This is a genomic window from Paenibacillus sp. FSL M7-0802, assembly GCF_038004945.1.
Classification (GTDB): Bacteria; Bacillota; Bacilli; order Paenibacillales; family Paenibacillaceae; genus Paenibacillus; species Paenibacillus polymyxa_B.
On record NZ_JBBOSD010000001.1, the window covers coordinates 313,789 to 337,637 of the forward strand.

Annotated in this window: 18 protein-coding genes; 3 read left to right on the top strand and 15 right to left on the bottom strand. The window is 46.0% G+C overall.

All coding sequences use genetic code 11. From position 1 onward, the window contains the following. Nucleotides 1–114: 114 nt before the first annotated feature. Nucleotides 115–1,095, top strand: a complete 981-nt coding sequence (locus tag MHB54_RS01735; protein ID WP_053325309.1) for a DMT family transporter — start codon at nucleotides 115–117, stop codon at nucleotides 1,093–1,095. Nucleotides 1,096–1,241: 146 nt separating this feature from the next. On the opposite strand, the gene MHB54_RS01740 is transcribed toward MHB54_RS01735, so the two are convergent. The 7 genes from MHB54_RS01740 to MHB54_RS01770 form a co-directional block, all read right to left on the bottom strand. Next, a complete protein-coding gene (locus tag MHB54_RS01740; RefSeq protein ID WP_023988341.1) occupies nucleotides 1,242–2,216 on the bottom strand; it encodes an aldo/keto reductase in 975 nt (324 codons plus the stop codon). 407 nt (nucleotides 2,217–2,623) lie between these two features. Further along, the gene (locus MHB54_RS01745) at nucleotides 2,624–5,299 is read right to left on the bottom strand and encodes a YhgE/Pip domain-containing protein (protein WP_340981365.1); all 2,676 of its coding nucleotides are present in this window, start codon (nucleotides 5,297–5,299) and stop codon (nucleotides 2,624–2,626) included. A 157-nt stretch (nucleotides 5,300–5,456) separates the two neighbouring features. Next, a complete protein-coding gene (locus tag MHB54_RS01750; protein ID WP_340981366.1) occupies nucleotides 5,457–6,473 on the bottom strand; it encodes a hypothetical protein in 1,017 nt (338 codons plus the stop codon). 153 nt (nucleotides 6,474–6,626) lie between these two features. After that, the gene (locus MHB54_RS01755; RefSeq protein WP_279830686.1) at nucleotides 6,627–7,178 is read right to left on the bottom strand and encodes a DUF2062 domain-containing protein; all 552 of its coding nucleotides are present in this window, start codon (nucleotides 7,176–7,178) and stop codon (nucleotides 6,627–6,629) included. 190 nt (nucleotides 7,179–7,368) lie between these two features. Further along, a complete protein-coding gene (locus tag MHB54_RS01760; protein WP_340981367.1) occupies nucleotides 7,369–9,822 on the bottom strand; it encodes a glycogen/starch/alpha-glucan phosphorylase in 2,454 nt (817 codons plus the stop codon). 45 nt (nucleotides 9,823–9,867) lie between these two features. Then, nucleotides 9,868–10,971 (bottom strand): glucose-1-phosphate adenylyltransferase subunit GlgD, encoded by a 1,104-nt coding sequence (gene glgD, locus MHB54_RS01765; protein WP_023988336.1) that lies wholly within the window; start codon nucleotides 10,969–10,971, stop codon nucleotides 9,868–9,870. Nucleotides 10,972–10,994: 23 nt separating this feature from the next. After that, nucleotides 10,995–12,140: a glucose-1-phosphate adenylyltransferase gene (locus tag MHB54_RS01770; RefSeq protein ID WP_023988335.1), complete on the bottom strand. Its 1,146-nt coding sequence runs from the start codon at nucleotides 12,138–12,140 to the stop codon at nucleotides 10,995–10,997. Between the two features lie 257 nt (nucleotides 12,141–12,397). Here MHB54_RS01770 and MHB54_RS01775 point away from each other — a divergent pair, with 257 nt between their 5' ends. Next, entirely contained in the window at nucleotides 12,398–12,535 is a 138-nt protein-coding gene (locus MHB54_RS01775; RefSeq protein ID WP_023988334.1) for a hypothetical protein, read from the top strand. Between the two features lie 115 nt (nucleotides 12,536–12,650). On the opposite strand, the gene MHB54_RS01780 is transcribed toward MHB54_RS01775, so the two are convergent. The 6 genes from MHB54_RS01780 to MHB54_RS01805 form a co-directional block, all read right to left on the bottom strand. Then, nucleotides 12,651–13,463 (bottom strand): DUF3891 family protein, encoded by an 813-nt coding sequence (locus MHB54_RS01780; RefSeq protein ID WP_028542388.1) that lies wholly within the window; start codon nucleotides 13,461–13,463, stop codon nucleotides 12,651–12,653. Nucleotides 13,464–13,594: 131 nt separating this feature from the next. Beyond that, nucleotides 13,595–14,383, bottom strand: coding sequence for a response regulator transcription factor (locus MHB54_RS01785; protein WP_075154112.1), 789 nt, complete (start codon nucleotides 14,381–14,383; stop codon nucleotides 13,595–13,597). Beyond that, complete coding sequence (locus MHB54_RS01790) at nucleotides 14,355–16,319, bottom strand: sensor histidine kinase (RefSeq protein WP_340981369.1); 1,965 nt, start codon at nucleotides 16,317–16,319, stop codon at nucleotides 14,355–14,357. Before MHB54_RS01790 ends, MHB54_RS01785 begins: the two co-directional genes overlap by 29 nt. Before the next feature lie 46 nt (nucleotides 16,320–16,365). After that, nucleotides 16,366–18,012, bottom strand: a complete 1,647-nt coding sequence (locus MHB54_RS01795) for an extracellular solute-binding protein (protein ID WP_028542391.1) — start codon at nucleotides 18,010–18,012, stop codon at nucleotides 16,366–16,368. A 26-nt stretch (nucleotides 18,013–18,038) separates the two neighbouring features. Beyond that, on the bottom strand, nucleotides 18,039–18,926 hold the full coding sequence (locus tag MHB54_RS01800) for a carbohydrate ABC transporter permease (RefSeq protein ID WP_028542392.1): 888 nt from the start codon (nucleotides 18,924–18,926) through the stop codon (nucleotides 18,039–18,041). Between the two features lie 14 nt (nucleotides 18,927–18,940). Next, the gene (locus MHB54_RS01805; RefSeq protein WP_053325304.1) at nucleotides 18,941–19,903 is read right to left on the bottom strand and encodes an ABC transporter permease; all 963 of its coding nucleotides are present in this window, start codon (nucleotides 19,901–19,903) and stop codon (nucleotides 18,941–18,943) included. A gap of 253 nt (nucleotides 19,904–20,156) precedes the next feature. Between MHB54_RS01805 and MHB54_RS01810 the strand changes: the two genes are divergently transcribed. Then, nucleotides 20,157–21,047, top strand: a complete 891-nt coding sequence (locus MHB54_RS01810) for a hypothetical protein (RefSeq protein WP_028542394.1) — start codon at nucleotides 20,157–20,159, stop codon at nucleotides 21,045–21,047. Nucleotides 21,048–21,242: 195 nt separating this feature from the next. Here the strand turns inward: MHB54_RS01810 and MHB54_RS01815 are convergent, their stop codons facing one another. Further along, nucleotides 21,243–22,100 carry a DNA-binding protein gene (locus MHB54_RS01815; protein ID WP_340981370.1) on the bottom strand — a complete coding sequence of 286 codons (858 nt, stop codon included), beginning with the start codon at nucleotides 22,098–22,100 and terminating at the stop codon, nucleotides 21,243–21,245. A gap of 234 nt (nucleotides 22,101–22,334) precedes the next feature. Then, entirely contained in the window at nucleotides 22,335–23,834 is a 1,500-nt protein-coding gene (locus MHB54_RS01820) for a UxaA family hydrolase (RefSeq protein WP_053325301.1), read from the bottom strand. Nucleotides 23,835–23,849: the final 15 nt, after the last annotated feature.

Genomic DNA, 23,849 nt, shown 5'->3' on the forward strand with positions numbered 1-23,849 from the left:
TTCAGTAATATACAGCATCCCTCTTACCTTGTCAACTGTAAGAAACTCTTGAATTGAATGATCTAAAGTTATTAATATGAGAAATAACGATACTTAAAGAATTAGGTGAATGCTATGCGCTCAATCTGGTTAGGTGTGTTGGCGGCTTTCTTTTTTGCTTTTACATTTGTTCTGAACCGGTCTATGGAGCTGTCTGGCGGGAGCTGGATCTGGAGTGCTTCATTGCGATATCTGTTTATGGTTCCTATTCTAGTCGTCATTGTGATGACCCAACAAAAGCTTAAGCCTCTTTGGAAAGTCATGAAGGAACAACCAGGAACGTGGTTGTGGTGGAGCTTCATCGGATTTGGCTTATTTTATGCTCCGTTATGCTTCGCATCGGCTTATTCACCAGGGTGGTTGATCGCGGGAACCTGGCAAATTACCATCATTTCTGGTTCTTTGCTTGTCCCTTTATTTGCTGAGGTTGTCCAAACGGAGAACGGCCCTGTCAAAATACGAGGAAAAATCCCCCTCCAGGGACTGTTGATGTCTCTCGTTATTTTAATCGGCATTATTGTTATGCAAGTCGAACAGTCGCAATCCATTTCTACCCAAGATTTTTTATTCGGTATTCTGCCTGTCATACTCGCCTCATTCGCTTATCCATTAGGTAATCGTAAAATGATGGAAGTCTGTGCAGGACGATTGGATGCCTATCAGCGTGTGCTCGGGATGACATTAGCCAGCTTACCCTTCTGGTTATTGCTTTCGTTATATGGAGTTTTCAGCGCGGGAATGCCAAGTAAGGATCAGACGATACAGTCTGCTTTGGTGGCTGTGTTTTCAGGGGTGATCGCTACGGTTTTATTTTTTAAAGCTACAGATCAGGTTCGTGGAAATATGCAAAAGCTGGCGACCGTAGAAGCAACACAATCTCTGGAAGTTCTTTTTGCATTTATGGGAGAATTAATCTTTTTGTCTATCCCCATGCCGTCTCTTTTATCATGGATGGGTATGTTCATCGTCATCCTCGGCATGATTCTGCACAGTTATGCAACACATCATAAGAAAACCAATCAGCAAATCATATCTAAAAAGATAGATCCCATTTAGCGCATATTTATTCTTGTCACGGTCGTTCAAGTGTGGATCAGGCACCAGAAAAAAAGCAGCAGATCAAAGAGGAAGCTCCTGATCTGCTGCTTTTTGCCGATTATTTCTCACAAAGAATGATGTTTTATTACGAGTACGAAGTATTATTACCAAGCGTAGGCTTCTGGCGCAGGTTTTCCCGGACCGGGGAAAATCTCATTCAGCTTGGCAAGCACATCTTCGCTCAATTTGACCTCAGGTACCCGTAGAGCATCCTCTAACTGTTCTAAGGTCCGTGGTCCGATAATTGGAGCCGTTACGGCCGGATGGGACAGTACCCAAGCCAGTGCAATCACGTCTTCCTTTTCACCCAGCTCGCGGGACAATGCTGCAAATTGCTCCAGCTTCGCACGATTCTGCTCCACCTTTTCTTTGGCGCGTGCGCTGCGAGAACCAGTACCTGCTAACGCATTCCGTCCCAGCAGTCCGCCCGCCAGCGGGCTCCATGGAATCACACCCAGACCCAGCTCTTGAGCTGCTGGTAATACTTCAAGCTCGGCGGAACGTTCGTTCAGGTTGTACAAATGCTGCTCAGATACAAGCCCCAGAAAACGCCGTGCCTTCGCTTCTGCCTGCGCCACCGCAATATGCCAGCCTGCAAAATTACTGGAACCGATATAATCAACTTGTCCCCGATCCACCACGGACTCAAATACGCCCCACAGTTCATCCCATGACACATTTCGGTCAATGTGATGCATTTGATATAGCTCTACATGGTCGGTTTGAAGACGTTTCAGCGACGCATCCAAATGACGGCGAATTTTGTAAGCAGACAAGCCTGATCCTGCATTGGGTCCGTCATGTTCATTTTTCATGTCTCCGTATACCTTCGTTGCCAACACGACCTTCTCGCGTCTTCCGCCGCCCTGCTGGAACCAACGTCCGATAATTTCCTCTGTCCAACCTTTACGGTCATGGCCATATACATTAGCCGTATCAAAAAAGTTAATGCCCGCATCCAGTGCGGCATCCATAATTTTAAACGCATCCTTTTCTTCGGTTTCCGGTCCGAAATTCATCGTCCCCAGACATAACCGACTAACCTTCAAGCCTGACTTTCCTAAGTATGAATACTCCATACTGCTTCCCGCCTTTGCCTAAGGATTTTAAAAATTCCGCAAAATTACATACCAAAAAAGACCATACTTCGTTTATTCACCAGAAAAAACCACATTGAAACAACCCCAAATGCAATTTAAGGTTGGATAGCGCATGCAAAAAAGCCCCACGCACCGCCGAAGCATTAAACGCGAGGCCATCTCCCCTTATACTACCCGCCGAATATTAAAAGAAGTGACTTTACGGTGGTTGCTAGCGGAGAGGAGAATTTGAATCTGAAGAAGCGGAGCGCTCGCCTTTGCCATGGGATTCTTACCTTGTCATGTCCTAATCCAATCCAAAGAATCCCGTGGCAACAGCGATCGTAAGATCAAATCCTTCGCGGAGCGGCTCACTTCAGCCACCGTAACTCATTCTTTTTTTACAATCAAGGAATCAATTTCGTTTCTTTTGCTCGCTCGGCCATTTTTTTCGTATGCTTGCTGAGCGGCTTCTTAAACACCAATCCAAACAGGAAGCAAACACCGATAAATACAAACAGCATCACCACATCTCGTATCACCGTTGAAGGCAACATCCCTCCTACTGTCTCTCGTAACAGACTAACCGCATAGGTGAATGGTACGAACGGATTCAGCGCCTGAAAAAACGGTGTACTCGTCGCAATCGGGAATGTCCCTCCTGAACTGGAGAATTGAAGCACCAGCAGGATGACTGCCAGTCCCTTGCCGATATTGCCGAACACAGAAACTAGTGTATAGGTCATCGCCGTAAACACCAGACTGATCAGCATAGACGATAGTACAAAAGCTACTTTGGCATCCACATACGCCCCGAGCAGGAACAAGTCACCGAGAGATACGCTCAGCGCTTGAAAAATGCCAATCGTGGAGAATGTCATAAGCCGTCCGAAATACACTTGGTAGCTTTTAAATTGTCCTTCCGGGTCATCCACATCTACCCTGAACATCGAGACCAGTAGCATCGCACCTACCCAAATCGACAATGTAGTGTAAAAAGGTGACATCGCAGAACCATAGTTGGGAATTGGGTATATCCGCTCCTGCTTCAACGATACCGGACTGCCGAGAAAATCACTTTCCTTTTTCACATCCCCCTTGAGCAATGCAATAGCGCGTCCGAGTGCATTTTCGCCCTTAAGCTTGCGAATTGTGTCTGCAGCCTGACGTATGGAATCCTCGGCAGCTGGAAGATCGGTCCTTACAAAATTGGCTACTTGGTGTACCGCTTTTTCTGCATCAGGAAATTTATTTTCTATTAAGTCAGCCATTTTGACAAACTGTTGTTCCGCTTTAGGCAAATCATTACGCACAAAATCTGCTGCCTGATGAATTTTACTTTTAACCGCTGGCAAATCGTTATTTACAAAGTCTGCCGCTTTGTTCACAGCATTCGTAAACTCGCCCATGCGCCCCTGAATCGTCGTCGCCGCTTCATGCAGTTTTTGACGGTATTGTGGCAGATCCTGCTGGAGACGTGTTAGCTCTTGCTGACCGAATTCTGCTGCAGCCTGTGCGTCATTTAATAGCTTTTCAATATTCGGTAGCTGCTCTTGAGCTGTAGTCAGCACATTGGCAGAATTGCGGGCAACGGATTTGATCTGATCCAGCGCCTTTTGAATGGCGGGTGCATACTCCGTATCATAATTGCCCAAAATGCTGTCAATTCCGCTACTGATTTCTCCTGCAAGGCGATCAGTGTCATCCAGCAGATTTTGCGCAGGCTTTTCGCCGCGCTGAATGGCATCCCCGATGCTAGTTACTGTGCTATTCAGACGACGGAAACGATCCTCTACCCCGCTCACACGGGAAATAAGTGAATCCAGAGGTTGACTTGGCAAGTATCCGTTCACACGGTTCAGCAATTGAGAAATATGATCCAACACTCCCACGGCAGTTGTCAGCCTACCGCTGACACGATTCACCGCAGCTTGTGCTGCTTTAGGATCAAAATCCACACCACGAACAATGTCTGTAATCTGAGAAACTTCATTCGCGATTTGTTGTACCAGTTGTAAGTCTTCTTTAACTACTGTACCAATCGAATCAAGCGCACCCTCGTTTTTGTCCAGAAATTCGAGTAAACCGGTTGTAAAATCCTTGCCTGTGTCCGCTATTTTCTGTACTTCCGGCAGTGCTTTCTGGGCAGCATTAATGACTTTAAGAGCCGTTTGCGTATCCTCTAGGGCGGTGGCCAGTGCGCTTTCTACCTTGCTGAAATTTTGATCTAGTTCAACAATTCGATCACCGGCCTTTTGAATATCAGGTAGTCTTTTTTGGATATCCAAAATAACAGCGGCTACCTTGTCCAGCTCAGGCATGTTTTTGTCAATTTTGAGCACCAGGTCACCGGCACGGTTAATTTCAGGAATTTTCTCCTTCAATGCAATGATCTTTTGTCCCTGTGCCTTAATTTTGGGCAGATTTTGCTCCAGCTCCAATGCCTGTTTGCCCAACCTATCGATATCTGGTAATCGATTATTAAGTTCCAACACCCGGTTCTCAATGTTACGAATCGTCGGGAGCTCCTCCTCCAGCTTGACTCCGGCTTCCTTCAACTTCGTCAATACCGCCTGGCTGGCAGTTTCAATAAAGTTTTGGCTAATCTGGTTCGTTAGAGAGGTTGCCCCCGAAGATGTAATTTTCGGAGCTACTGCATTAATTTTTTCATTTACGGCGTAATCAATTTCCGGCTTTTGCGGGTTTTCCGTCAGCACACTCGTAATTTTCTCTGAAAAATCTTTCGGGATCAGCAGGCTGGCATAATAATCACCATTCAACACACCTTTTCGTGCTTCCGCTTCATTGACAAAAGTCCAACCCAGCTTCTTGTTATTTTGAAGGTTATGCAAAACCTCATCGCCGATATTAATCTTTTTACCATTCACTTCTGCACCCTGATCTTGGCTGGTTACTGCAATTTTAATCCCAGATGTATTCGCATACGGATCCCACATCGCTTTCAAATTCACCCATGCATAGACAGAAGGCAAAAGAATAATGCCAATGACTAATAAAGTCCCGGTTGATACTTTGAATACATTTCTCCAGTCTGTTAAGTAGATTTGCCATATCTTCCGCAACTTCATCACTCCTTGTATGTACATTAACCTGTCGTCCATTGTTGTATGCACACGTATTGTAAACGATTCGAGCGAATGAAGCCAATCCTGTTACAAAATATGTCAAAAGCGTATGCCTCTTATAGAGATCATACGCTTTTCAATAAAATCATTCTGCTTAATTTCGAACTCCATTCGCGGGCATAGCCTCTAGGGAATATAATGCTCCTTTTTTATTGATTTTTCCCACCACAGTAACCGCGCCTTTTTGGGAGAACGTATACTCGTTATCCTTAATTTTTACGGTATATCCTTTTAGGTTAATTCCGAAAAGAGATTGCACTTTCGACTTCGCGGCTGAAAGAGCCTGAGTTTGGCTGAGCTTTGGCTTAGCGAATGCTTTGACAAAATCCTTTTCCCCCGTCCAATCCATGCCAAGCTCGTTTTTTACGGCCCACACTTTACCGGTTTTCACGCCAATCAGCACGTTGTTTAAATCATTATCGTCTCGGAAATTCCAAACGGTATCATTGCCTTCATGCTGACGAAACACATATTCAAACGGATTGCTCGAAGCAATACCAACTGTTTTAAGCGAACGATTCGCTTTGTTGGACAGTGAAGCTTTAACGTCTTTAAGCGAATACATTATGCTGGCCGTTATTTTATTTCCTTGATCAAGGTCAATGTAGAGACTCTGGTCATGCCCCCATAGCACCCAATAATTTTTGAGTTCTCCTTCGTCATCCGGTGAATATACACGCCAGACAGCATCCGTTTTAAACACTCCATCAGAATCAAATGTTTTCAGGAACGATGCAACCTTGCTGCGTAGATTATTGTCCATAACTTTGTTGAGATCAGCCGCATCATAAATAATGCTGGTGGATTGCACGATTCCCTTTTTGGAATCGTAATTTTGGATGAAATCAGCATTAGCTGTCCCGCTCAAAGTACCGTTTACCGTCCATGAGTCAAAAGCAGTATCAGCGCTTGTAAACTTTATTGTTTGTTTCCCCGCTAATGTGTTCAGCACATCTGTTAAACGCTTAGTGGCGGTTGGGCCCAAGTTAACAGAAGTTTGTGCGTTTTGAGCTATGGCAGCGGCGGGCTGCTGTGCCCATGCAACTGGAGCCGTTCCCAAAAGTATGGATATTGCCGCAACTGTTGCAGTGATAGAATTCCATTTTTTCATGGGGCAATTCCTCCTGATGTCTCAAAAGAGACTTAAAAGAATGGATACATATATTCCTTAGACGTAATACAAAAATAAAAGTTGCTTGCCCCAACTCAAAGAAGCCCTTCGGACCTAATAAATAGGCTCGAAGAGCTTCTTTCTTATGCATCGTTATCCATTCTTCAGCAGTCTGGCCGCCGAAAATGCTGCACCATGACGCAACTTCCGCTTTTCCAACCGTTTGTGCAGCGAACGATTATACAGAACCTGAATGACAAAATACGAGATAATGCCCAGCACCACACCGAAAATCGACATGCCGATCAGGATGTGCAAGCCTCCGTGCAGCAAGTCTTTGAATACAGACCAGTTGCCGTGAAACAGCTCCATAAAAGAATGCTCGTGAAGTCGTCCGCCCCTGACATGTACCGGATAATGGGATGGATAAATCCAAGCCCCCACTTGCTTGGCGAATGGCATCAGTACAATTGGCAAAAAGGTTAGCTTACCTACAACGTTACCCACAATGGCCGCAGGCAACGAGCCGCCGGACAGACGAACAATCGGATAAAAAACAAGGTATACCAGAGAAGCCGTGGAAATCACAATCATCTCCAGCGCAAAGCCAATGGCGAAGCCCAAAGAGATCTTTTTAACTCCACCAGGGGCGCGCAATAGCTTGATGAAATTCAGCCGAATCGCACGCCATATATTTTGAAACATATTATATTTCTTCTTCGATTTATGAGGTTTGAGCCTTTTCGGATTGAGCTTTATCAATAGGAGGACTCCTTCAACAGTACAATTCAAGTTCAGGAATGAGTATATACAGTTCCCATCCTTACTTATGTCTATACTGTCATTATAACCCTCAGCGTTCGAAAAGCAATGTTATTCCGCCTGTTTCGCCGTTTTAGGACAGAATTCGCTTGTTGACATCGTTTTGGAGAGGCACAATGTCCCAAATCTCAGCCGCGTATTGCTGAATCGTACAATCACTAGAAAATTTACCAGAGTTCGCCATATTGACAATAGCACGCCGAGTCCACTCCGAGGGATTCCGATACACTTGTTCAATATGAACCTGTGTATCCACATAGGCTGCGAAGTCCTTGAGCACAAAGTATTCATCATTATGATCAATCAGGGATTGATAAATGGCCTCAAATTCCCGTTCATGCCGCGTAAAAGGAGCATCGTTCACGAGTTGATCCAACACTTCACGCAGTCTTTCGTCGCTATTGGCTGTTTTGCGCGCCGAATACTGGCCGTCCCGGTAATATGCCTCGATCTGATCCACCTTCAATCCAAAAATGAACATGTTGGCATCCCCTACCATTTCATGCATTTCAACATTGGCTCCGTCCAATGTACCTATTGTGAGCGCACCGTTCATCATAAATTTCATATTCCCTGTGCCAGAGGCTTCCTTGCCTGCCGTGGAAATCTGCTCACTGACATCCGCCGCAGGAATAATCAGCTCCGCTAGCGAGACAGAATAATTTTCAAGGAAAACGACTTTCAGCTTGTCCTTGACATCTACATCCCGATTGATCGTGTCCGCCACGTTGTTAATGAGCTTGATTGTCTGTTTGGCGAGAAAATAACCGGGAGCGGCTTTGGCTCCAAAAATAAACGTGCGTGGCGTCACATCCAGGCCAGGATTACTTTTAAGCTGGCTGTATAGATGCATCACATGCAAAATGTTGAGCAGCTGTCGCTTATAACCATGCAACCGTTTGACCTGTACGTCAAAAATGGAGGACGTATCCAGTCGCACGCCCTGTTTTGCAAAAACATGCTCAGCGAGCCTGACTTTATTATTTCGCTTAATCGCCTGTATCCGTTCTTTGAACGACTCGTCCCCACTGTAACGAAGCAGGTCGATGAGCTCCCTTGGACGGGTCCTCCAACGTGTGCCGATGGTCTCATCGTACAAGCTTGCCAGCTCCGGGTTAGCGTGCATCAGCCAGCGGCGATGGGCAATCCCGTTTGTTTTATTATTAAAACGGTCAGGGTACAGCTCGTGAAACGACTTCATCTCTCGTTCCTTTAATATTTGCGTATGCAGCGCAGCCACCCCATTAACGCTGTAGCTGCCGACGATTGCCAAGTGAGCCATACGGATTTGTTCACCATGAATAATCGCCATTTCACCAATTTTGATGTCCTGGCCTGGGTAACGCTCCAGTAGCATAGCGCAATAACGTTTGTTAATTTCTTCAATGATCAAGGAAATACGAGGTAGCAGCTCCCGTACCATATTGACAGGCCATTGTTCCAGCGCCTCACTTAATATCGTATGATTCGTATATGAAACGGTTCGTGTCGTAATATCCCATGCTTCGTCCCAGCCCAAGCCCTTCACGTCCATCAGAATACGCATCAGTTCCGGTATAACCAGCGTCGGATGTGTATCGTTAATGTGCAGTGCTATTTTATCGGGCAACTGGGCGTAAGGTAAACGAAGCTTCTCGAACGTACGCAAAATACTTTGCAGGCCGGCCGAGCACAGGAAATACTGCTGCTTCAAGCGAAGCAGCTTCCCCTCATAATTGGAGTCATCCGGATATAGAAATGCCGAGATGGATTCCACCGATCGATTGTAGTCGAGAAAGCGGTAATAACCGCCCTCGCCTCGAATCGGTCCTCGAACGGGATCAAGCGCTGATTCCGCACTCCAAATCCGCAGCGTATTCACCTGCGCATGACCATAGCCCACCAGCGGAATATCGTAAGGGACAGCCCAGACCGTTTCGGCATCCTGTGTCTCGTATACAAGACGTCCCTCCTGTTCACGGGTTTCCACTCTTCCCCAAAAATGAACCTCGACCTTTTTGTCAGGACGGCGTTCCTCCCAGACATTCCCTTTCTGTAGCCAGTAATCCGGCAGTTCAACCTGATTGCCGTCCACAATACGCTGTTCAAACAGACCATATTTATATCGGATACCGCAACCATGTCCTGCATAGCCAAGGGATGCCAGCGAGTCCATGAAGCAAGCCGCCAGACGGCCGAGGCCACCATTGCCTAGCCCCGCGTCCGCCTCCTGTTCTTCAATTTCCTCCAGATCCCAGCCCAGTTCACCCAATGCCTGCCGAACCATATCCAGTACGCCCAAATTCAACAGATTACTGCCCAATAGACGACCTATCAAAAACTCCAGTGAAAAATAATAAATCTGCTTCTCTTGTCCTTCTTTGTAGGCTTGGTTCGTTTCTGCCCAATTCTTGCCGACTTGTTCACGAATCATGCCACCCAAAACCTTATATACGTCTTCCGACTGAGCCTCCTGCATCGGTTTGCCCAGCCTTCCGACCAGTTGCTCTCGAAAAGCCTGCTTAAATGCTTCTTTATTGCTGAACAAAGTTGTACCTCCTGTTATTTCCGTTTTAATGGCTAAGTATATCCTTTAAATTACGCTATTCTTGGCAATGACATAGGGAACTCTAATGTCTCCAATCAGAGTTCGATCTGGTGAAAGCTGTACATCTTTATCTAAAACCACATTCTCCACAACTGCCCCTTTACGGATGACGCATTTTTGCATAATAATCGAGTTGCTTACCCGCGCACCCTCCTCCACCCGTACTCCACGGAAAAGAATACTGTTCTCGACCTTGCCCCCAATGGTGCAGCCATTGGCAACAAGTGAATGATCCACCTCGGCGCTGTGCGTATAACGGGTCGGGGCTTCATACTTGATTTTGGTATGCACCGGCTGATTCTGAAACAGTGCATGATACTGCTCCTGATCCAGCAGCTTCATGCTATTTTTATAGTAGCTCTCGATAGAATTAATGACCGCATGATAACCTTCATAACGATACGCATAAATGCGCAGTCCACTTGGGTTTTTCTGGATGGCATCGCGAAAGAAATGATTATCCTGATGGGCAATGCAATGCTTCACCTGATCCAGATACAAGCCTTTGTCCATCACGAACATTTCCAGATAAATATTATGATGATCCTGCTCCTGATGAATACCAGTCACTCGTCCGTTCTCATCAATCTCCAGTCGTGCACAAGGAGCATGCTCAGATTCGAGCTGGTCTATGGGTTTATATACGAGGGTAACATCTGCATTTTTCTCCCGATGATAACGGTATACATCCTCGATATCAACCTTATTGACATGCTGAGTTCCTGCGTGAACAATGGTTTGCCCCGATGAGCGATGGAAAAAGTCCAGATTGTTGTGCACATGCTGCAAATCCCCACGTGATGCATCCGTCGGATCATTCCAGTCCGGTGGCAAAATAAACAACCCGCCCCGTCTGCGGTCTAAATCCCAAGGCCGACCTTCACCCAGATGGTCCAGCAGCGAACGGTATTTGCGGCGGATAAACAGTGCAATATCATGCACCCCTGCATGCATCATGTTGGATAAGGTAAAATCAATGAGCCGATATCGACTGGCAAAGGGGACTGCGGCCCCGCACCGGAAATAGGTCAACTCTTTCAACTGATCCAGTTCGTGATCCAGGTTGATAACTCCAATGAGTCGGCTCATAGCAGACACCGTCCTTATCCGGGTTAAATTCGTGCATGAAGCTGGCTTTCCTGATCGAACAAAATAATCTCATCAGAACTATCTTCAGGTCCGATAAACGCGTTGTCTTCAATAACGATGTTCTCATTCACGATAGCCCGGTGGATACGTACATTGCGCCCAATTTTTACGTTTGGCATGATGACAGAATCGGTAATGACGCTCCCTTCACCTACTTCGACCCCATAAAATAGTACAGAATGTCTTACTTCTCCATCCACCATGCAGCCTTCATTTACAATGCTGTTTTTGAGGATTGCCCGTTGGGTTATATACTGGGCCGGTTGATTGGGACTGCGGGTATAGATGCGCCAGAAAGGATCGTTCAGATCCAAAGGCGGATCCTGAACCAGAAGATCCATGTTGGACTCCCACAAGCTCTGAATGGTACCTACATCCTTCCAGTACCCGGCAAACGGGTACGCATACAACGACCGGCCATGCTGAAGCAGCAATGGAATGATATCCTTGCCAAAATCATGTGAGGATTCAGAATCGCTTGCACTTTCCAGTAAATAGCGACGTAACACCTCCCATTTGAACAAATAAATGCCCATGGAGGCCAATGTGCTTTTCGGCTGATCAGGCTTCTCCTCAAAGTCATATATTTTCAGATCATCATCGGCGTTCAATATCCCAAATCGTTTGGCTTCCTGAATCGTGACATTGATGACAGAAATGGTGCAGTCTGCTTCCTTCTCCTTGTGATAGTGGAGCATTCGACTGTAGTCCATTTTATAAATGTGATCCCCTGACAGAATGAGTACATGCTCTGGGTCATACTGATCCAAGAAATGCAGGTTTCGATAAATTGCATCCGCCGTGCCTCTGTACCAGTTGTTTCCATTTTCTTTCTCGTGCGGTGGTAAAACAAAAACTCCTCCATCCAGGCGATCCAAATCCCAGTCGCTCCCAACGCCGATATAGGAATGAAGCACCAACGGCTCGTATTGGGTCAATACGCCTACGGTGTCTATACCAGAATGAGTGCAATTGCTGAGAGGGAAATCAATAATGCGGTAAGTTCCTCCAAAAAATACTGCCGGTTTGGCTAGTGTACGGGTAAGTCCTTTGAGTCTTTTGCCTTGTCCGCCGGCGAGCAGCATGGCAACCACTTCCTTCTTTCTCATAACAAAGACCTCCCTGTCATGTGCGTCTGAAGCAATTGTGGCGGGATATTTAATAATATCCATTAAACATGAAAAGACAGTCGTAATCGTTTCATTGGCGAAGGAACGGGTAAGATTTGATGGAGAAGGGTAAAATCATAGTTATGCGGAACGAGTGCAAGGAATCACTAAATCGTAAAATCCCGTTCATCTTTTCACATTTTGGATGCTTTTAAAGCAAGCGTGTATGACAACATGATCATAAGGAGGCGTTATTCATGAAGAATAAAAAATGGGTGGTAGCCGCATTGGGAATGGGTGTTACGTATCTGATGAAAAATAAAGGGGCACGCGATAAGGTATTGAATAAGGTACAGACTATTGTCAATCGTGCGAAAACATCTGCAAAATCGTAAAATGTTAAAGCTAGAAAAAAGCGAGCCTCTCTGAAGCATGGTTCAGGGAGGCTTTGCTCTGACTTTTCTCTGCGTCTACGAACAAAATATTGTTCGAGGCTGTATCCGTAGACGGTCAGGCATTCTCCTTATGTTCTTCTACTTCCATGATATGTTCAACGGTAAAGGTTCGATGCGTCCATTCAGAAGAACGGTAAGCCTCTAGGAGACCAAAGGTACGAATTTTCTCCTTGACCACCTTCTTAAAGGTATGAGTAATCCCTACCTTGCCCCTGAAAGGAAAAAAGGAAAGACCTACAGTCTGATCCGATAGCCACTCGGCCCAAACTCGCCCGCTTTCATGTCGAACAGCCGGGAAGCTTAAACCTTCAGCAAACCATTCATAATCTGCTGTAGGCGTGCCCGGCTCTCGGCTGCACAAAAACAGACTCAATTCGTCACAAAACAACATTCTCCGTACATCCGTCCGCACTTGATGGTCGAAGGTTACGCCACATGCCAGCTCCTGTTTGAGCCTCTGACGACGCTGTGCCTCCGCTTCCTGATAAGCATGCGTAATCTGCTTGTCCTGAGCGTTTTGATGCTCGGTCCGTCCGACTAGCTCCTTGTACATCAAGCTACACAGCAACGCCGCATACGTATTACCTTGTTCGACTTCATCAATCCCAAGACGATAGAAAACAAAACGAGGATTGAGCGGAAAATCAATAAACGTATAAGGTGCAGACACATGATCATTCCAGAAAGGAGCAGCGTCTAACTGTATCCAGCCCCGATCATGCTCCCTTGCTGCATATACAAAATCCTGCTTATGACGTCTATTCTTGAAGGCACTCTCTTCCCATTGTGAAGCCAACTCACCTGAAATATGGGCATGGTCATGCTGCGTCGTCATGATATAAGCTTGGTCCGTTTCATAAATAACCATATGCTCTCCCCTTCCGTTCGGCGATTCGTGTGATTGTGTACAAACTCTCTGATTGAAGGCGATGGTTATGCTTACGTTTATTATATCAGGATAAGGTTAAAAAGGCAGTGAAGTTTTCCGCCTCTTTATATCTAATTACCCCTTTGATTCTGCACTCGAAACTGTTGCGGGGTCATCCCCTCCAGCTCACGAAACACTTTGTTAAAGTGCTTTGCATTGTCAAAGCCCACGTTAGCCGCAATTTCATAAATCTTGCCCCCTTGACACTCCAGCAGCTTTTTGGCTTCTGTAATGCGCAGCCTTTTTACATATTGAACAAAGCTAAGGCCTGTATAGGCTTTGAACGCCTGACTAAAATACGTATAATTCAAGGATACTGAATTGGATACTACTGCCATATTCAAATCCTCGCTGTAATGAGCATGGATGTATTGGATAGCACGTGTCATACTACCGCTTCTATCGACGATGGCACTCGCGCCAGCTAGTCTATCTTTATCTACGCTGACAACACCATCGTATATGAGGTGGTTCCTCTGCTTCAATTCCTCATTCAAAACTGCCAGCGCACCAAACAGTTCCTCCCTTACGATTGGCTTGAGCAAATACTCCCGTGCCCCACAGCGAATCGCTTCGCGCGCATACTGGAACTCGTCATATCCACTGAGAATGATTACCAAAGGTCTGCGACCCGGCTCCAGCTCGTGAATATGCTGCATCAGTATAATGCCATCCATAACAGGCATACGGATATCCGTTATCACCAACTCGGGCAAAAACTGCTTCACATGCTGCCAGGCTTCCATTCCGTCCTTGACCAGTACACATTCATAGAGACCGGAAAATTCCCGTTCGATCATAGCTTGAAGTCCCATTCGAATATTTTTCTCGTCATCCGCAATCAACAGCTTGGTCGTCATGGTCTGCCCCCCTCATCATGTAACGTTTAGGCAAAATCAGGGTCACTGTCGTCGATTGTCCGGGGATGCTGTCCAGTCTTATGCCATACTCTTCGCCATACTGCATACTCAAACGGCGATGCACATTATACAAACCGATTCCCCCATTCATCCCGGGCTCGTGGGAATCCATTTCCGTTCGCGCTAGACCAGCCATGATGGCGTTTCTTCTTTCTTCAGATATCCCCACTCCGTTATCCTGTATGCGCAATTCTATAATATCCTGCTTAGGGCAGGCTTCAATCGTGATGCTGAATGGGCTTTGCAATGCACTCCAACCGTGCTTGATAGCATTTTCGACTACAGGCTGCAGCGACATTTTCAGCATCTCCAGTTCCATAAACGCCGACGATAGATGAATTTCCAATCCAATTTGGTTATCGTGGCGAATGTTCATGATGGCCACATAATGCTGAATATGGCGGATTTCATCCCGCAAAGCAACACACGATCCCGACCATTGGAGATTATAACGCATCATCGAGCCAAGGGAAGTAAGGGCATCCGACAGCGGATACTGTCGTTCTATCTCCGCCATCATTTTTAAATTTTCCAATGTATTATAGAGAAAATGGGAATCAATCTGATGCTTGAGCGCTAGCAGCTCAGCCTCCTGAGCAGCGGCCTGCTTGTGTACTGCTTCGGCAATGAGTCCGTTTATCCGACTCAGTAGACTGCGAAAATATAGAGCCAGCTCAGCCACTTCTCCCCGCCCATATACTGGAATTCTAAGCTGAAAGTCACCCTCCTGCTCTACTTTTTTCATGGATTCACGCAGTGTATGTAGCTGTTTGAGAATGAAGGCATGCAGGGTATAAGAAATGACGGACATAAACAAAATCAGCAAACTAATAATGAGCAGCATGGCATTGCGTTTCTGACGGAGATCACCCAGCGGACCGTCCAGCGCCACCACATTTAGCAAATAGGCGTCCAACCCTTCTATATAACGGTACATGCCGAGATAAGGCTTATTCTCATAGGAAAAATCAAAAGCACCACCCGGTCCCTGAACCTGGGACTGAAACAGATGGTGCACATGGGACAGAGGGATCGAAATTGAATCTGATTGAGAGGAAGCTGTAGCTATATCGGTAGAAGACATTGGTTTATCAGCGTTCCTTGAGCTGGAATCGTCGCCGTCTAGAATGAACATTTGCCATGCGCGGTCACGTTGTGGGATTCCAAATACTCTAGGTGAAAATAGCTCCAGCCTCATGTTTGTTTCTACCAACCCTGCGTGTCTTCCTCCGGTAGACTGAATTTCACGCAGCAGTGCCATATACTGCACTGTCTCACTTTCCTGCCGGGATTGCCCCAGAAGTAAGCTTTTCGGCCCCTTGTACATTTCCCACCATATTTTCCCTTGTCGGAGTTGGGCCGTTTTCAGCCAGGAAGCTTTAGGCAGTCGTGATTCATTAAAAATCATTGGCCATATTTCATGTGCCTGAGGATTACTCGTATACAGTCGAATGTTCTCTACATTGGGATTACTGTACAGCAAGTGCTGTAAATTTGGAAACACATTCAAGTTGAATTGGACCAGCTCATCGCTGCTTATTTCACGTTCCTCGGTCAGATAACGAAGTACGTTGCGATCTGAGATCGCAAGCTGTGCGGTTCGCTCCATAATTTCCATATTGCTGTGAATATGGGCCAGCTCTGTATCCAACACATAATGATTTTGTACGGTAATGTCTTGCATGGTATTCTCGTACAGTTGGTGAAAGGTATATAGCGAGAACAATACCACCGGAATTAAAATGACTCCGATATACGCGACAATGAGCTTAACTTGAAGAGAGCAACCGCCAAGCCGATCGGCCGTCCCCTTCATCCACTGCCATATAGTGCGGCGCAGCAGGCTCTTCATCTGTGAACGTGCACGGCCTGGCATGAAATCACATCCTTAGGAGTTCAATAGATTAAGTCATCGAATTAAATCATTTGGTGAACTGTTCAATTTTCTTAAGGTTTTCCTCATAGGCTTTTTGCTGATAGGCCATAACTTTGTCATATCCTGCTTTTCTGCGATCTTCCAAAAAGCGAGCAAACAGCTGGTCGAATTCCTCATCTGAGGAAGCCAGCAGCAGCTTCGGCAATGTCTTGCCCCAAATTTTATCTATCTGGCCTGACGCAATGCCCTCCGCCGAAGTTCCGGTCGGTTTGATATTGTCATATTGGGAGAAGCCTTTCGTCTTGCCTTTCGTCCAATCCTCTGGCTGCTTATACGGCTCGACGCTGGGCGGCGCCCACTGCAAATTCATATTCGTATCCATCAGCATCCAGAAGGTGAAGGAGGCTCCATATTTTTTATCAAAAGCAGAACGATCCTTGTTCAGCAGCTCCTGCACCTCTGGCTTGAAGGCTGGCTTACCGTTAACCATGTCCCACAGCTTGCCCTGCTCCCCCAGATACAGATCGCGGTTTCCTTCCTCGCTAATCAGATAAGTCAGAAATTCAATAGCCCGCTCCTTGTCTTTGACATCCTTCGAAATAAGCGTCACCGTCCAGCCGGAAATACCCGGCCCAGCCAGCGTCGGCGGGTCCAGCTTACTGTTCGAAGGTCCATCCACCGCGATATAGACGGAGTTCGGGTCCTTCGCATATAACATTACCTGTTGTGTGGCAAAGTCAGAGCGCTGATATAACATGGCAAAATATCGGCCCTGTGCCACCTTTTCCTCCATTTGCGGACGTTTGTCGATAAATACGTCCTTGGCGATCAGGCCCTGCTCATTTGCTTGACGGAATGTTTTGAGCCAGCGAATATACTCTTCGTCCGAACGACGATCGTATAGCTTGCCGTCTTTTTCATGAGGAATGGCTAGGAAGTTAAGTAAATAGTCTTCAAAAGAATAATTTCCGTTATCCGTAAATTCGTGGAATCCCATCGGGATAAGAGGCTGACCGTTCACCTCTGGAAATTTCTCTTTCACTTTTTGAAGCGCTTTCAAAAATCCTTCCGGTGTTCTCATATCCGGCTTGCCGATCGCCTCGTACATATCCTTCCGAACCATAAACGTCTGGTTGGAAACAAAATTTTGGCCGTATTTTTGATAATCCTGTGGCGAAGAAGAAGCGTTAGGATACCCGTAAACATTCCCGTCCGTTTGGCGATACCAGGACATTTTCGCCGGATCAGCTATTTTAATCAGATACGGATCGTATTTCTCGGCCAGCTTGTTGAGCGGAAGCACCATCTTGCCCTCAATCATTTTTTTGACCGCGTCCTCTCCCCAACCAAGCGTGACAAAATCAGGCAGCTTGCCGGAGGCCAGCATGGTGTTGAGCTTTTCATTTTCATTCCCTGCGGGTACGATAAAATTGACGCTGACCCCGGTCTTTTGCGTAACATACTTCGAGGTCATATCCGTCCCCCACTTGTTCGGGAACCAGGAAAAGTTCAAATACCAGTCAAACGTAATCGGCTCCATATCCGCCTTCCATCCCGGTGCATCTGCCGTAGCCTTGGTCTTCTCGTCCTTCAATTCCGTGACAGTACCGCCTCCACCGGACGTACATGCCGCGAGCAAACCCACCAGCAGAACAGAGGCCAACAGCCCCTTCTGCCATTTGCGAATGTTCATTATAAATCTCCCCCTTGGATGATGTGCTAACCCTTGATCGAGCCGATCATCAGACCCTTGACGAAATATTTTTGCAGAAAAGGATATACCAGTACAATAGGCAGTGTCGTCACGACCATCGTCGCCAGCTTGATCGATTGCGAAGTGACGGACTGGGCAACAATTCCCGGTGCAGCAGCCATCATCTGATTAGAGCTAGATTGGGCAACAACCCGGTACAAATACGTTTGAATCGGCTGAAGATCCGTATTATTAATATAAATCATTCCGGTAAAATAATCGTTCCACTGGTATACCCCATGAAACAACGCAATCGTCGCTACTACCGGCATAGATACAGGAAGCACGATCCGGCAAAAGATACCAAAATCATTCGCACCGTCTATTTTCGCCGCCTCTTCCAGTGCATCCGGCAGTTCTCGGAAAAAAGCCATAAAAATAATAAGGTCAAAAAAACTGAACATCGCAGGAATGATGTACACCCAAAAGCTGTCCAGCAGTCCAAGATCACGTATCAGCAAATAGGTTGGAATCAATCCCCCACCGAAAAACAGGGTAATGGTGCCAATCAGCATATACAACTTGCGCCCGATCAGCTCCCTACGGGAATATGCATATGCAATCATGGCAGTAAAAAACACATGAACAATCGTGCCGATAAGCGTCTTGGCAATAGTCACCCCCATCGCGGTCATAATACCGTTGTTGGCAAACACAGCCTGATAGCTGCCCAGACTGAAGACCCTCGGCCACCAGTAAATGCCGCCCCGCATAGCGTCTGCTCCTTCGTTAAAGGAGTTCACCAGCACATACCACACGGGATACAACGTGACAAAACAAATGATCAGCATGAAGACGTTGTTCATGAAATCGAATATCGCTTCGCCTGCTGTTCTGCGTTGCAATAGCTGCATGCAGCCGTCCTCCTTCAAAATAGAGATGTATTATTCACCCGCTTGGTCACCGAATTGGCAATTAGCAGCAAAATGAGAGCAAGAACCGATTTCAGCAAACCCACCGCGGTAGAATACGAGAAACGGCCCTGCTGAATGCCCACCTGATACACATAAATATCAACTACATTACTTGTACTTTCATTCAGCGAGTTACGCAGGACGAGAATTTGATCGAAGTTGGAGTTCAATATGCCGCTAACCGCCAAAATAAACAAAATAGATATTGTCCCCTTGATAGCGGGAAGGGTGACGTACCACATTTTCTGAAACCGTCCGGCCCCGTCAATGGTGGCCGCTTCGTACATGTCTGTAGATACCCCCGCCATTGCTGCCAAATAGATAATAGCTGACCATCCAAGCTCCTTCCAGATATCCGAGCTAACGACGATAGCCCAAAAATAGCTCGGCTCTGCCAAATAACTGATCGGCTGGTCAATCCAACCCCAGGCTAGCAACAGTTGATTAATCATCCCGGTATCTGCCAGCCACGTCGTTAAGATCCCGCCAAGAATGACCCAAGATAAAAAGTGAGGAAGGTATGAAATGGTCTGAATAGATTTTTTGAACCGAGTAGATCGTATTTCATTCAGGAATAGAGCAAATACAATAGGCAACGGGAACCCGATGGCCAGCTTGAGTAGGCTAATGCCCAGTGTATTTTTGACAATGTACCAAAAGTTATCATCCTCCAAAAAGGCCCGAAAATGCTCTAACCCCGCCCAAGGTGCGCTTGATAGGGTACCAATGATGTCAAAATGTTTGAAAGCAATCAAAATGCCGTACATCGGAATGTAATGGAAAATAATCATCCAAACCACCCCAAGCAGCGCCATAGTCTGCAAATGTCTTTGTTGAACCCATTTGCGCGCTAGTGATGCCCCTCTACCCGATCGAACCGGTGGCTGTGGCTGCGGATTCTTCCATCCTGTTCTCATACGAAGACCTCCCTTCTTTGTAATGTAAGCACTTACATTTATTATTTTAGAGGCTTCTGCTTCGAATGAGTAGTACTGGATTTTTCGATTTTGGTATCTAAAGTTCAGGTGGGGATCTGACTATACGCGAAAATCTTCTTCCATCCTTTGGATTTTTACATCTATTAATTTACGAAAAAGACTATCAGATGGTACGATAAGACTATATGTGATTCCAATCATTACCTATATACCTAGATCAGGAGGATTAAGAATGGAAGAATTGGTTCGTTCGATTCAGAAACAGGTTCGAATTAAAAAGGTTGCCTGCTGGGCGGGGCTCATCATGTTTGGTCTGTGTACTTTAGTTGGCGTTGCAGTTCAGGAATGGCTTATGACGCTCTTGGCGCTCGCGATGACAATTTTATCCGTCTATGGATTAAGCATGATGCGTGGTATGACAAAGTTTACCAAAGAGTATCAACCGGGAAAGGGCTACGGTTATTATCGCCGTACGGTACAACAAAAGCTGCGCTATCTAACTTGGGGACAGTGGTTAGTAGGCGGCCTTATTGTCCTGATGTTCTTTATATTTAATGTCCGACTTAGCGCTTTTCTCATAGCTATCTTGGGCATCCTGACTATTCAGTTCAGTATCAAAAAACGAATTAAAAATCATCAGGAACCCGATGTCACTGAGCTGGAGGAGTTTGTACGGATGGGGATTGTTTCTCCGCATGAGCAGACTATTGGGGTATATAAAGATTTTCTACACCTGAGCCATACGTTTCGGGGTAACCAAATTGTTATCGTTACAGACAAACGCCTGATTTCTGTATTTGTAGAGGAACAGGGGCGTGCGGTGAAAACGGAAATGCTACTCTCGGGTATAAACAAAATACGCGCAATCGGTACGGGTTTCCAGGGTCAAGGTATATTGCTGTCTGTAAGCAACCGTGACCATAACGAGCTTCACATTCATATGGTCGGGAAAAGCATTTTCTTTTCTCCAGAGCAATTCATAGGTTCCTTGCTACGGGCACTGGATGCAGCGTTAAAAAGCAGACCATACAGTACGGAAGAACCATTCGCCGTTTACCAACAGACAAGGATTTCATTGCATCCATCAGAACAAGGTTTGCTGCATAAACCTACAACAGCTTAAATATTTTTGGGACATGTGCCACGTTATATATACGTTATGATCGGTCTTCATAATACGCCAAATAGCAAGTAAGCCCTGATCTTAATGAGCTTACTTGCTATTGGGTGTACTTCTACTTTACTTCTGCCTTCTTAATGATTGGCTCCATGATAGAACACCGTGATGAGGTCATGACTTGTAACAAACACTAGCAAACTAAACAGACTGAGCGACAGAGGGCGTGAAATCAATTTTTTCATCCTTTAACACTCCTTTTAAAATAGTTATATATTGGTCTTGCTGTGTTGCTGTAGCTTGGGATCTGAAAATTTCAAATATAGCGGTACATTTCCTAAACTCATGTTCATGTTTCATACCCAGGGTATCAGACAGCATGAGAGATTGCAGGATATAGCCCAACGCAACCTTAAACTGTTGTTGCTTGATATAATAAAGAGCCAGTTGATAGCAGAAGCGAAAATAATAAGATACATTCACAGGCTCTTCAAAATATGTAAAACCTTCAATTTGTTCGGCAAATGATTCTAGCACAGCCTCTAAAGGATAATCGTATCTCGACGCTCCCTCAACGATGGAAAGAAGCCCCGGTAACAGCTCTTCCGGATTGTTACGAAGAAATTCGATGTATTCCTGCAACACTTCGGCATGGCCTGACAAAATATCAAGGGCATACAAATTAGCTCTGGCAGCATAGCGGTAATATTCTACCTCTGCCTCCCCATATTGATCGAGACCATTAAACCAGCCCAATTCTGCATATTTTTCGATGCAATCGCGAGCGGCCTCATACTTGCCCTGTTTTTGGAAGGCCATGCCTTTCATAAGATGACTGTAGCCGTAGTAGTAGACTAGCGGCCGTTTGGTATGTATGGGTTGTATAGGTTTCTTGCGCGCTTTGTAGAGCTGCAATTCCTGATACTTTTGGTTGACATGGCTATACAGCCGGTCGCATAAAGCAATCATATTGGCACCATCCGCAAATGAAAAAGACAGCTTAATCATGTTAACAAGTGTGTCTAGATCTGTGATGTCGGAGTGAACAAGATCATCCACCGTTCCCGCCTCCTTGTCCGACTTTTTATATTCACCAAACAAAAGTAAAATCTAAATCCTATCTAAAAATAACTTAATTACGTATTTATTACGTAATTAAGTTATACCATAAATTCAAGCATGTGACAAGTACATTATGATAATATATTCCAATTTTTCTAACATGCCTATTTAGAAGCATACAAACTCAAAAAGGGAAGCGGAATAATTCCGCCTCCCTTACACTTCAGCCTTTTACAACGTAACACCGTTTTTAAAAATAGCGAGCTCTCTGAAATTGTTTTTCTCATTGTTCACCCAGGTTCCGTTGGCTACATCGACGATGTAATCGACAAAGTTGCGGAGCGCATCTTCCATACTGACATCCTCCACCAATGAACCGGCGTTATAGTCGATCCAATGAGGTTTAGCCTTATACAACGGCGAGTTGGTTGAGACCTTCATCGTCGGAACAAAGGAGCCAAACGGCGTACCGCGTCCAGTTGTGAAGATGACGAGCTGGCAGCCCGCTGCGGCGAGAGCTGAAGATGCCACTAGATCGTTCCCCGGCGCGCTGAGTAGGTTGAGTCCCTTGGTCTTGAGACGCTCCCCGTACTGAATGACATCAGTGACCGTGGAAGACCCGGATTTTTGCGTACAGCCCAGTGATTTATCCTCCAGCGTCGTGATGCCCCCTGCTTTATTGCCCGGTGACGGATTTTCGTATACTGGCTGCTTGTAATCCAGAAAATATTGTTTGAAATCGTTAATCAGATGTACGATCTTATTAAATACTTGCTCATCGGCAGCGCGCTCCATTAAAATTGTCTCCGCCCCGAACATTTCAGGTACTTCTGTCAATACCGTTGTTCCACCTTGCGCGGCCATATAATCCGACAATCGTCCGAGTAGTGGGTTGGCAGTAATACCCGATAAGCCATCAGATCCACCGCATTTTAAGCCGATGTTCAGCTCTGACAAAGGTACAGGTTCCCGCCGATCTTCTTGCACGGCCGCAAAAATTTCATGAAGCAGCCTTACCCCTTCCTCTACTTCATCCGACACATCCTGGGAAAGCAAAAACTTTACCCGCTCCGAATCATATTCTCCGATGGCTTCCTTAAATTCTTTCATCTCATTGTTCTCACAGCCCAAACCCAGTACAAGTACACCACCTGCGTTCGCATGTTTCACAGCATCGATCAAAATCGTGCGCGTATGTGCATGATCGTCACCCAACTGAGAACAACCATAGTTATGCTTGAGCACCAGTGCATTTTCAAAAGGTGAAATATCTCCCGCTTCCTGCTTGAAACGGTTTAAAATAAGTTCAGCGATCCCGTTCACACAGCCGACCGTCGGCACAATCCACAACTCATTGCGAATCCCCACACGGCCGTCCTTTCGCCGAAAACCTTGAAACGTACGACTCTCCTGTTCATATAAATGAGGAGCTGGCTTAGGCTTATAAGTGTACTCCTCCACGCCTGTCAGGTTCGTCTTCGTATTATGCGTATGCACATGCTGTCCTGCCTGAATGGGCTGAATGGCATGACCGATGGGATATCCGTATTTCAGAACATGCCCACCTTCAGCTATATCCTGCAAGGCGATTTTATGCCCACGTGCTACATCCTCGGCTAGCTCCACTCGTTGTTCTTCTTGTGCTCCCCACGCCAGTGTCTCTCCCTGCTTGTAATCACGCAAGGCGACAGCCACGTTATCTTGATCATGAATTTGAATGAACTCCAGCATTCCGGTCTCCTCCTT

What these genes read in the sequence shown, in the direction of transcription:
- MHB54_RS01755 (WP_279830686.1), bottom strand. Translation starts at nt 7,178, where the DNA reads ATGTTTCAAAATATATGGCGTGCGATTCGGCTGAATTTCATCAAGCTA.
- MHB54_RS01780 (WP_028542388.1), bottom strand. Translation starts at nt 13,463, where the DNA reads ATGGTTATTTATGAAACGGACCAAGCTTATATCATGACGACGCAGCAT.
- MHB54_RS01795 (WP_028542391.1), bottom strand. Translation starts at nt 18,012, where the DNA reads ATGAACATTCGCAAATGGCAGAAGGGGCTGTTGGCCTCTGTTCTGCTG.
- MHB54_RS01820 (WP_053325301.1), bottom strand. Translation starts at nt 23,834, where the DNA reads ATGCTGGAGTTCATTCAAATTCATGATCAAGATAACGTGGCTGTCGCC.
- glgD (WP_023988336.1), bottom strand. Translation starts at nt 10,971, where the DNA reads ATGAGCCGACTCATTGGAGTTATCAACCTGGATCACGAACTGGATCAG.
- MHB54_RS01750 (WP_340981366.1), bottom strand. Translation starts at nt 6,473, where the DNA reads ATGAAAAAATGGAATTCTATCACTGCAACAGTTGCGGCAATATCCATA.
- MHB54_RS01770 (WP_023988335.1), bottom strand. Translation starts at nt 12,140, where the DNA reads ATGAGAAAGAAGGAAGTGGTTGCCATGCTGCTCGCCGGCGGACAAGGC.
- MHB54_RS01740 (WP_023988341.1), bottom strand. Translation starts at nt 2,216, where the DNA reads ATGGAGTATTCATACTTAGGAAAGTCAGGCTTGAAGGTTAGTCGGTTA.
- MHB54_RS01810 (WP_028542394.1), top strand. Translation starts at nt 20,157, where the DNA reads ATGGAAGAATTGGTTCGTTCGATTCAGAAACAGGTTCGAATTAAAAAG.
- MHB54_RS01790 (WP_340981369.1), bottom strand. Translation starts at nt 16,319, where the DNA reads ATGCCAGGCCGTGCACGTTCACAGATGAAGAGCCTGCTGCGCCGCACT.
- MHB54_RS01805 (WP_053325304.1), bottom strand. Translation starts at nt 19,903, where the DNA reads ATGAGAACAGGATGGAAGAATCCGCAGCCACAGCCACCGGTTCGATCG.
- MHB54_RS01735 (WP_053325309.1), top strand. Translation starts at nt 115, where the DNA reads ATGCGCTCAATCTGGTTAGGTGTGTTGGCGGCTTTCTTTTTTGCTTTT.
- MHB54_RS01800 (WP_028542392.1), bottom strand. Translation starts at nt 18,926, where the DNA reads ATGCAGCTATTGCAACGCAGAACAGCAGGCGAAGCGATATTCGATTTC.
- MHB54_RS01775 (WP_023988334.1), top strand. Translation starts at nt 12,398, where the DNA reads ATGAAGAATAAAAAATGGGTGGTAGCCGCATTGGGAATGGGTGTTACG.
- MHB54_RS01785 (WP_075154112.1), bottom strand. Translation starts at nt 14,383, where the DNA reads ATGACGACCAAGCTGTTGATTGCGGATGACGAGAAAAATATTCGAATG.